At 34.9% G+C, this 11457-nt stretch carries 5 protein-coding genes; 2 read left to right on the top strand and 3 right to left on the bottom strand.

The features are described 5' to 3' along the window. Both CY0110_RS26480 and CY0110_RS26475 read right to left on the bottom strand, forming a co-directional pair. Positions 1–3536, bottom strand: a 3536-nt coding sequence (locus CY0110_RS26480; RefSeq protein ID WP_008278731.1) for a non-ribosomal peptide synthetase, incomplete at its 3' end; no start/stop codon positions are given. Between the two features lie 316 nt (positions 3537–3852). Next, the gene (locus tag CY0110_RS26475) at positions 3853–8205 is read right to left on the bottom strand and encodes an SdrD B-like domain-containing protein (protein ID WP_008278730.1); all 4353 of its coding nucleotides are present in this window, start codon (positions 8203–8205) and stop codon (positions 3853–3855) included. A 385-nt stretch (positions 8206–8590) separates the two neighbouring features. Between CY0110_RS26475 and CY0110_RS26470 the strand changes: the two genes are divergently transcribed. Next, entirely contained in the window at positions 8591–9220 is a 630-nt protein-coding gene (locus CY0110_RS26470) for a DedA family protein (RefSeq protein ID WP_008278729.1), read from the top strand. A gap of 50 nt (positions 9221–9270) precedes the next feature. Here CY0110_RS26470 and CY0110_RS26465 read toward each other — a convergent pair whose 3' ends face one another. Next, positions 9271–10194, bottom strand: coding sequence for a tetratricopeptide repeat protein (locus CY0110_RS26465; RefSeq protein WP_035800795.1), 924 nt, complete (start codon positions 10192–10194; stop codon positions 9271–9273). Between the two features lie 348 nt (positions 10195–10542). Between CY0110_RS26465 and CY0110_RS26460 the strand changes: the two genes are divergently transcribed. Then, positions 10543–11457, top strand: a 915-nt coding sequence (locus tag CY0110_RS26460; RefSeq protein ID WP_050780076.1) for a hypothetical protein, incomplete at its 3' end; no start/stop codon positions are given.

Raw genomic sequence — 11457 nt, 5'->3', positions numbered from 1 at the left:
AATATGGGAGTATGACTTAAATCTCTTTCTGGTTGTAATACTTCGACTAATTGTTCAAAAGGAATATCTTGGTGATCATAAGCTTCTAGACAAACTGTTTTGACACGCTTCAATAATTCTTGAAAACTAGGATTATCGCTGAGATCAGTTCTTAAAGCTAAAGTGTTAACAAAAAAACCCATCAATGGCTCAATTTTTCTATGGTTGCGACCAGCAATAGGAGTCCCAACAATAATATCTTCTTGTCGACTATAACGATATAACAATACTTTATAAGCTGTCAGTAATGTCATAAATAAACTAACACCTTCTCGTTGAGAAAAGAATGTAATTTTTGTTGTTAATTCTGAGGAAAAACAAAAGGTTTTTACAGATCCTCTATAAGTTTTAATTTTGGGACGAGGATAATCTATCGGTAATTCCAATTGAGGTAAAGTCCCGCTTAGTTTTTGTTTCCAATAGTTTAATTGAGAATCTAATCTATCTCCACTTAAATATTCTTTTTGCCAGTAACTAAAGTCTGCATATTGGATAGGTAAGGTAGGTAAGGAAGAAACTGAGTTTTGACAATAATCTCCATAAAGATTTTGTAATTCTCTAAATAAAATTGAAAAAGACCATCCATCAAAAATTATATGATGAATATTCAATGATAAGATATAATTTTTTTCGTCTAATCGTAGTAATTGAACTCTAAACAAACAATCTTCAGCCAAATCAAACGGGATATTAATAAGCTGATTAACTTTGATTTTAGCTTCAATTTCTCTTTGTTTAGTAGGTAAATCTTCTAAGTCAATAATCGGTAATTGAAAGTTAACATTTTGGTGAATATATTGAAATGATTTACCGCCTATATCAACAAGATTGGTTCTTAAAATTTCATGGCGTTTGATGATTTCACTGAAACTTTTTTCTAATGCGCTAATATTTAGTTTTCCCTTAATTTGAAAAGCCGAAGAAAGAGTATAAGCACTGTTATTAGGGTTTAATTGGTGTAAAAACCAAAGACGTTGCTGAGAAAATGATAAAGGTATATTATCTTGTTTTTGTCTTGGTGTAATAGACGGTAATTGTAAGATATTATTATTCTTTTGCAGAATATTGAGATATTTAGATAGTTGAGAAATTGTAGGATATTCAAAAAGTAAACTCATTGATATTTCTATGTTCAAAGTCTCTTTAACTAAAGAAACAAGTTGTGTTGCTAGTAAGGAATGTCCACCCAACTCGAAGAAATTATCATTAATGCCAATATTTTCGATTTTGAGAACTTGACTCCAAAGATTAGCGAGTATCTTTTGTTCAGTAGTTCGTGGTGCAATATAATTCTTTTTAAGAGTAGAAAAATCGGGTTCAGGAAAAGAATGATAATCAATTTTTCCATTAGGAGTTAATGGAAAAGTCTCTAAGATGATGAAGACCGAAGGAATCATATAATTCGGCAGTTTTTCTTGAAGATATTCTTTGATTTGTTGAGATATTTTTAATGAAGAAGTTTGACATGGATTGAGAATAATATAAGCTACTAATCTTTGATTACTATAGTTATCTTCTCGAATCATTATTTTAGCTTCTCTCACATAAGAATATTTCGTTAGTATAGTTTCTATTTCTCCTAATTCAATACGGAAACCACGAAGTTTAACTTGATTATCAATACGTCCTAAGAATTCAATGTTCCCATCAGTTAAGTATCTTGCTAAATCTCCTGTCTTATATAATTGTCCTATTTCAAAAGGGTTATTAATAAACTTTTCTTGAGTTAACTCAAATTGATTTAAGTAACCACAGGCTAATCCTTCTCCTCCAATGTATAATTCTCCGACAACACCAATAGGGACAGGATTTTTTTGAGTATCGAGAATATAGGTTTTGCGATTAGGTAAGGGACGACCAATAGGAATTGTCCGATATAACTCTATTAATTTCTTATCTTTAGGAACTAAAAAAGTAATAGCTGTAATGGTTGCTTCAGTAGGACCATAGGCATTGATTAAAGAGATGTCCTTGAGAGGACTTTGATACCATTTTTCTATAGTATTTAAGGATAAAGTTTCGCCACCAGAAATAACTAATCTAAGTTTATTAATAGCAGTAGAAATTCTATTTTGTTCTAAACAGTGCAACCATTGAGTTAAATAACCTGGAGGCAAATCAACAACACTTACATTAAAATCAATGATTATTTTATTCAAATCTGAGGGAATTAAATCTTTAGTATTAACTAAAATTAAAGTTGCGCCAACTGCTAGAGTGGGTAAAATTTGCTCTAAAGAAACATCAAAACTAAACGAAGCAAATTGTAAAACGCGATCGCTATTGTTCAATTTATAATAGACAATCATATTTTGACAATGATAAGATAGTGCTTTATGGTCAATTAAAACACCTTTTGGCATTCCAGTAGAACCAGAGGTGTAAATAACATAAGCTAAATTTTCTACTGTTGTTTGATTCTCAACTTCATGACAAAATTCTTGTTCTATTTTATCCCAATCTGTATCTAAATTAATTGTCTTTGAAGATTTGATAGATAATTTAGGATTCAAATATTTTTGAGTTAATAAAATAGAAATTTTGGAATCTTCTATCATGAAATTCAAACGTTCTTGGGGATAAGTAGGATCTAAAGGTAAATAAATTCCTCCTGCTTTTAGAATTCCTAATAAGCCAATAATTCTATTTAAAGAAGGTTCTAAAAATAAGCCTATGAATTTACCATTACTAACCCCTAATGTTTGTAAATAATTAGCTAATTGATTGGCTTTTTGATTCAATTCTTGATAGGTTAATTGTTCCTCTTCATATACCACTGCTACTGCATCTGGTGTTCTCTCTACCTGTTCTTCAAATAACTGATGAATACATTTATCTTGGTTATAGTTTGTCTGTGTCTGATTCCATTCATATAATATTTTATATTTTTCTGATGGAGTTAATAAAGATAATTGTTGAATTGGTTTTTGAGGACTATTTTTAATAGAATTAATTAATATTTTAAAATGATCAATAATTCGTTTAATTGTTTGAAGACTAAATAGGTTAGCATTGTAAATTAATTGACATTGACAAGTATCTGCTTGTAAATTCCTAGAGAGGTTAGTCAATAAAATCAAATCGAAATTAAATTGATCTTGTAAAGAGTTTAAATTACCTAAACCTAAATCAATAAAAGCAATATTAGATTGTTTTTTTTCTTGTTTAACATCTTTATTGTCTGTTATTTGCTTTTCAATATTATCTAATAACTCTGCAAAATTTGTAGATGAACTTATTTGAAGTGTCAGAGGAAATAAGTCAAAAGATGATTGATTAGTATCCTGTAGTTTCCCAAAATCTAAACCTACACTAATAAGTGTCTCATCTTGATGATAACGATAGATTAAACAACCCCAAGCTGCTAATAAAAAAAACTCTAATGACTTACCTGATTTTTGATTTTGAAGGTTAGGTATATCAAAAGTTTCTTGTTTATAATTAGGGGTTTGGGTCAATAAGCGAGGGTAATCTAGAGGTAATCTTAATTGATACATAAGGTTTATGGAATCGTTGAGGTTCATATAGATATTGTTTCTCGTCTCTAGAATTTTTAAGCTATTTTTATGTTACCCAAAATTAACTTAAAAGTTCTCTATTTATATCGCTACGCGAAAGTCAAAATTTAGCTGTAACTGAGTTTCAAAACTTAAAAATATCCTAATTATAATGCGTAGTGCTATATATATCTATCGTAAAAGATTGTCACGTTCTAAGACTAAGGAGAAAGGATGTCATTGACAACATGACATCCTTTGAATGTAAATGACTCAAGATATTATTAAAAATATCTTAAGACCCATAAATTAGAAATTAGAAGTGACAAACTTCCAATTGACTGATCTTGAAAGAATCCTCAAATGTAGGCTCATCAGGGTTAGCAGCAATAATTAAGGTATTACCAGTTAGTCCACCCTCATTAATATCCGCCCAACGAGGATCATAACTACCAATGCCAGGGGTTTCATTAACTTCGCTGTAGAAGCTATTAATAAGAGCGTCATTCAAGGAAGTTGCATTAGTATTACCGATCCAGAACTTAGCATCGCTGTCATCAACCACAGCATCAAAGTAAGCGCGATCAACTTCAACCTCTTTGGAGAACTTGAACATAACATAGTTGAAATTATGACCTAAGTTATCAACACGGTGAGCATGGGTTCCTTCACTCTGGTCAGTTACCCCCAAACCAGAAGAATATGCCCCGACATAAGCATCTTTCCACTGTCCAGTTAAAGGATCTTTACCTCGACTGAAACCACGAACCTCAACGGAAAGACCGTCTTTGCTAAAGGTGCGAACATTGCCGTCGTAACCATCTAACGAAGAGTTACCCGTAAAGCTTAAAGTGGTTTCAATACACCCAGCTGGTACGTTAGGAGACGGGTTAACATAGCCACTGATATCGCTATCAGAAACCCCATCTGCTGTCACTTTTGCCACATTCTCGTAAACTCCATCATTATCACCCTTTTTGACTAACTCAATGTAATCAATACGAGCAAATTCAGTATCATCTGTAATGCCCTTGAGGGATAAAGAATCTCCATGTTTGATGGTAATATCTTCAGCGACGGTGCGGACTACCAAGCTCTGATCATCAGGTGCATAAGAACCAAGATTTTGATCAAACGTCCAGCTATCAATGGTATTCCCATTAAGTTTAAATTTAGCCGAAGACTTACCATCGAGTTCATCAAAGTAAGCAACACGGACATCATATTTATGGGTTTCGCCATTAAAGGTTGTTGACGCAGTACCATCGTTATCGTAGTAACTACCCACCAACTTAATTAACTTATTGCCAGAAGCAAAGTCGTTGCTTTCAATTGAGTAGTCGTTTAAATGAAGGTCTTCAGCTTCAATGCGAATGGTTTCTGAAACAGATAGGTTTTGAACGGTTAGGGTTTTGGAATATTTCCAGGTTTCTCCTGCATCTAAGATACTGTTCTGATTCGTATCCCCAACATTAAAGCCATTTTGCAGAACTTGATTGGGATTAAAATCATCACTGGTATCATTAGCCGTTCCGTTATCATCCGTTACAACAACATTACTCGCAGCAAAAGCAACATTACCTGTATTGGTAACATCATAAGTAAAGGTAACAGGAGATCCCGGAACTAAGATAGGATAATCATCAGGATTATTCGCATCTATACCATTGACAAACTTCTCGATATCAATACCAGGATCTGGGATAGGATTAACATAGTGACTGGGATCAGAATCGGTTGCCCCAGTAACCTCAACGGTTCCGAGATTCTTATAAATTCCTGTTTCGAGCTGTTTAACCTCTACTTTTTCAAGCTTAAAGCGATCTTCAGGACTATCATCCGTGACTAAGGCAGCAATAACTAAAACGTTACCAGATACTTGACCCGCATTCAGGTCTGCCCACCGTGAATTTGAACTATCAGTCGTATTGTCCTCCGTAAATTCTAGGCTATTCAAGAAGGCATCGCTTAGAGTATTGTGATTATTGAAGGGATTATTGACTGTGCCAATCCAAACAGTAATATCACTATCATCAACCACAGAATCTAAAAATGCGCGATCAACAATGACAGATTCAGAAAACTCAAAAAGTACATAGTTATCTCGATGAACATTGTCAATACGATGTAAACCGTTACTTCCGTCTCCTTCTGAGGTATCAGTAACACCTAGTCCATTGAAAAAGCTACCTAAGAAAGCTTCTTCCCAAACGCCACTATCGGTTCGGCTAAAGGCACTGGTTTTAACGGATATATCACCCGCAGAAAAAGTGCGAATATTGCCATCAGAGCCATCTAAGCCACTATTGCCTGTTAAATAGAATGTGGCACTTCCCCCTGAGACGTTTAAATCTTGAGCGATGCCTGTTTTTTGGTAAATCCAGGTTTCACCAACCTCTAGGAGATTATCTCCATCTCCTTTATCAATAATATTAGTGATGACTCCTTCTTGGTCATCTGTTACGACAATTTCGCTTTGGTCAAAATCAACATTACCTGTGTTGGTTACTTCGTAAGTCCAAGTTACTACATCACCAGCAAGGATTTCTGGTGCTGCGTCTGGGGTGTCAGCATCAACTCCATTGGTAAACTTCTCAATGTCGATGTTGGGATTAGCCAAATCATACCCAAAGTCTTGGTCAAGATTATTTTCTCCTTGAGCCAAAGTCACCATCGAACCGTTATCTAACGTGCCATCGGGGTCGGCGGTTTGGACGAAACCATCTAAAGCACCATTATCATTGAGAACTTCGACTTGATAGTTTCCTGCATCTAACCCTTCAAAGAGATACTCACCATCACCATCGGTGGTTTGAGTACCAATCACGATGTCATCAGCCGTTCCGAAGACACCATCAGCACCTTTATCCGTTAACCTGACTTGAACCCCAGATATACCGGTTTCACCCCCATCTTGTACCCCATTGGCATTGTCATCACGGAAGATAGTATCCCCGATAGAACCAGTGGGAAGGTCATACCCAAAGTCTTGGTCAAGATTATTTTCTCCTTGAGCCAAAGTCACCATCGAACCGTTATCTAACGTGCCATCGGGGTCGGCGGTTTGGACGAAACCATCTAAAGCACCATTATCATTGAGAACTTCGACTTGATAGTTTCCTGGATCTAACCCTTCAAAGAGATACTCACCATCACCATCGGTGGTTTGAGTACCAATCACGATGTCATCAGCCGTTCCGAAGACACCATCAGCACCTTTATCCGTTAACCTGACTTGAACCCCAGATATACCGGTTTCACCCCCATCTTGTACCCCATTGGCATTGTCATCACGGAAGATAGTATCCCCGATAGAACCAGTGGGAAGGTCATACCCAAAGTCTTGGTCAAGATTATTTTCTCCTTGAGCCAAAGTCACCATCGAACCGTTATCTAACGTGCCATCGGGGTCGGCGGTTTGGACGAAACCATCTAAAGCACCATTATCATTGAGAACTTCGACTTGATAGTTTCCTGCATCTAACCCTTCAAAGAGATATTCCCCATCACCATCGGTGGTTTGAGTACCAATCACGATGTCATCAGCCGTTCCGAAGACACCATCAGCACCTTTATCCGTTAACCTGACTTGAACCCCAGAGATACCGGCTTCACCCCCATCTTGTACCCCATTGGCATTGTCATCACGGAAGATAGTATCCCCAATAGAACCAGTGGGAAGGTCATACCCAAAGTCTTGGTCAAGATTATTTTCTCCTTGAGCCAAAGTCACCATCGAACCGTTATCTAACGTGCCATCGGGGTCGGCGGTTTGGACGAAACCATCTAAAGCACCATTATCATTGAGAACTTCGACTTGATAGTTTCCTGCATCTAACCCTTCAAAGAGATACTCACCATCACCATCGGTGGTTTGAGTACCAATCACGATGTCATCAGCCGTTCCGAAGACACCATCAGCACCTTTATCCGTTAACCTGACTTGAACCCCAGATATACCGACTTCACCCCCATCTTGTACCCCATTGGCATTGTCATCACGGAAGATAGTATCCCCAATAGAACCAGTGGGGCCAAGTTTCGCTAACTCAACCCCAACGATAAAGGGTTGTTTATCATAAGGTCTTGTATCGGTTGTGTTTCGGTCGGGAAAAAGTAATACTCCTAGTTGTCCGATTACTTGTTCTCCGAAAATTGTGGTGTAATCAAAGCTAGGACTAAAGTCTGTACCATTAGCTTGGGCTAAGTTAACAATTGCATCAATTCGTGCTTGATTAACACCAGGGATATCAGAACCTGGTCCAAAGCCTTCTCCCAAAAGTGTCCAAATAGCTCCTTGAACGTCACTAAAGGTAAAAATTCCCAGATCATCACCCACCGAAGAACTATCTTTACCGACAAAACATTGATTGAGAATCCAACCGACTAAGTCTAAGTTGTCGGGATTGTCAATCGCAGTTAAATACTCTTGAGGAATCGTTTCATAAATCGAAAAGACTTCGGCCGTTAAGTCGTTTTCTGTGGGATTTACGAAAAGATCAGTATCGACACAATAGGCATCAAATTGACCAGCTAAAATACTATTTTCAATATTAATATCAGCATAGCTATCCTTACCAGCTACATTATTGCCAGTTAAACCTTGAAGTGAGACATCTATCGTCACTTGAGAGGGTAATAATTGACTTAAACTATTCAAATCACTCATCACAATGGCCCCATAATCAATATTTGTTATTTGGTATTTGGATGCTGTTTTATCAAACCTAAGGCTAAATCAATCGCTGTTGCTCAAGTCAAATTATTTATAACTCAAGTTTTCTTATGAAATTGAACGGTTATGGTTTGAAACAGATTGAAAATCTGTTTTAATCAGCTCTAATCCATTATGAAGAGGCGATGTTAGCTTTAATGTTCGTTTTCATGTTAGCTTTCATGTTCATTTTTCGTTCTAAAACAACACAATCAAAATAAACTGGTTGAATTTAACAACTCAATTTAGAGTTAACCCTGTCCCCGATGGCAATTGACAGTTTTTAGGCAGATAAGTCAAGATATGAATATAACGTAAATCTTTGTAAAGTTTTGCTTCAATGTCAATCGAATTTCTGTCACTGGACAACATTCAAGAAATAGCACGTCAATACGGGTATTGGGCAGTATTTATTGGCATTGCCTTAGAAAATACTGGAATACCCATTCCTGGAGAAACGATTACTATAGTAGGTGGTTTTTTAGCCGGAAGCGGAGAATTAGGCTACTGGGTTGTTTTAGGAAGTGCGATCGCAGGTGCAGTAATCGGCGATAATTTTGGTTATTGGATTGGCCGTTGGGGAGGATGGCCATTATTAATAAAAGTGGGTAGTTTTTTTAACATCCCTATTCGACAACTAGAAGAAGTTAGAAACAAGTTTAGTAAAAATGCAGCAAAAGCTGTGTTTTTTGGCCGTTTTATAACTTTATTAAGGGTGTTTGCTGGACCGATCGCAGGAATAGCCCAAATGCCTTATTATCGATTCCTATTATGTAATTTAGGGGGAGCAACTGTATGGGCGTTAATCATGGTAACGTTATCCTTTTTTGTAGGAAGATTAGTGCCTTTACCTCAATTAATTCATTGGATCACTCAATTTGGTGTTTTAGCTTTACTGGGTGTAATTGTATGGGTAGGAATGACATTATGGTTAGAATTTGGTCAACCTAGATTAGAAGGGAAAGATTAAGGGTTTTTAGCGTAAAAAAAACGCGATAAATGGCCTTAAAATCTAAACAGTTAACCAATAGGGGTTTGATAGATATCCGAGGTAATCTGTTTAAACTTACGGATTAAATTAAGTGTTTTATTGTAACCTATGGTGTTGTTTTGTTGTTGAAATTGATGGAGGGCAATTTTAAAATTTTGCCAAGCAATATCTTGTAATCCTAAAATTCCAGCAACAATTCCTCGATTAATATACGCACCCGTTAACTGAGGATTTAAGGCAATCACTTCTGTAAAGTCTTTAAAAGCAGCCTGATAATTACCTAATTTTTGATAAGCATAACCTCGTCGATAATAAGCCTGTTCGTTGTTTGGATTTAGAATAAGAACATGAGTAAAATTAGCGATCGCTTGAGTAAAATTTTCTAATTTCAAATAAGCTAAAGCACGATCATAATAAATAAAAGTTTTATCTTTCAAAGAATGATCTTGATTCGTTTCTAAAGCTTGCTGATAATTTTCTAAAGCTTGCTGGTAATTTTCCAATTTAAAATAGACTAATCCTTGGTTATAATAAGCCCGATAATCGTTTTTATGGCGTTTAATAACTTCTTGATAGGCTGCTAAAGATTGAGTATAATTTTCGAGTTGATAATCAGCTAATCCTTTATTAAGATAAGCTTCAATGTTATTTGAATTCATTTCTAATGCTTGTTCACAGTCTCTTTTAGCTGCTTGATTATTATTAATTTGTAAATAAGCAAGACAACGATTACTATAAGCAGAGGCAATCTTTTGATTCTTATTATTAATAACCTGAGTAAATTTGAGAATAGCTTCTTGATAATTTTGTTGAGTGAGATAATAGACTCCTTGAGAAAAATTAGGAGAAATTGACTCATTTTCTGAATTAGGAGAAGAAAAGCCTAAACAAAATAAAACGGCTACAATCAAAACAAAAAAATTGAAGAAATTCTTAACTAGATTATTCATCATTTAATCTTTAACATAATCGATTGACTGACTTAGATTATGCTAGAAAAAATCTCAAAATTTTTCCATAGACAAGTTGTAAAAGGTTAAGACAATATAACGAAAAACTTCAGCTTTAAAACTTAGATTGTAAATAGAAAGTCCAGTATCAAAAATAATTAATAGTTTAAATAGTTGACAAAAGAATAATGATAATGTATAAATTTTATAAACACTATTAAAAATTTCATTACATTTACCCTTAAATTAGGTTAATGTTAGAAACGACTTGTTATGATTTAACAGCAAAAAAAACCTAGGATTATATTATTAGCTAATATGACAAAACCAACTTTATCAGTTATTATTCCTATGCGGGATAATGTTCCTCAAGTATGGATAGAAGCATTATCAAAAGTTGAGGGTAATGTAGAATTTATTTTAGTTTATCCTCCCGAAGTTCCTTTACTTAATAATAATGATCCTCGTATTCGTCAGATCATTAGTGCTTTAAGAGGAGAAGTAATACAAAGGATTACTGCTTTATTGAATGCGTTGGGAACGTATGTTTTATCTATTAATTGTGATGAATATTTATATCCCAAAATAGAAGAGGTTGTTATTGAGTATTTTAAGAGATTTCCCAATAGTCATGTATTTAAGTTAAGACAAAAATTTTATCCTTATGGTAATCAAGAAAAGTTACTAGAAGAATGGGAAAGTTTTACTAATCTTGAAAATCTACAAGTTAGAAGAGGAGAAGATCACCATTTAAAAACCACAGAAACCCTTCAAGAAATTCCTATTTGTCCTTTAGAAAATAAAGTTAACTTACTTTGTCTTATTAAGGATCGCAAAGATCACCATGGTCCTCATCAAGAAAATTTTGATAAAAAAGTATGGAAAAATAGTTTAGTTCAAGAGCAACTCAATGATATTGTTAAATTATTCACCCTTTTAGGACCCTTGAAATATATTCCTTTTTGGTGTTCTGATAGATTACTAGGGTTATCGATGCAAGCTAAATTGCATACCAAAGGTCTTGCAACAAAAGGAGATATTATTGGACATATTTTACCTTTTCCTGAGCAATTTCGTACGGAAAATAATCCCCCTGAATTTCGATACAAAACCACCAATAGACGGTATGTTTTAGCAGAGTGTTTGCTAGTTAAATTATATCCTCAATATGGATATTTTTGGAATTTAGTTCTAGCTAGTATCAAAAATTTAGTTGGGATTAAATTAGGAAAAGATAAATTAGCTAAACTCATACCATTTTCTAAT

This window comes from Crocosphaera chwakensis CCY0110 (assembly GCF_000169335.1).
Lineage (GTDB): Bacteria > Cyanobacteriota > Cyanobacteriia > Cyanobacteriales > Microcystaceae > Crocosphaera > Crocosphaera chwakensis.
This window is presented reverse-complemented; position numbering and strand designations above follow the sequence as displayed.

Excerpts from the sequence above, each read along its gene's own strand:
- CY0110_RS26470 (WP_008278729.1), top strand. The coding sequence starts at position 8,591 with ATGTCAATCGAATTTCTGTCACTGGACAACATTCAAGAAATAGCACGT.
- CY0110_RS26465 (WP_035800795.1), bottom strand. The coding sequence starts at position 10,194 with ATGATGAATAATCTAGTTAAGAATTTCTTCAATTTTTTTGTTTTGATT.
- CY0110_RS26475 (WP_008278730.1), bottom strand. The coding sequence starts at position 8,205 with ATGAGTGATTTGAATAGTTTAAGTCAATTATTACCCTCTCAAGTGACG.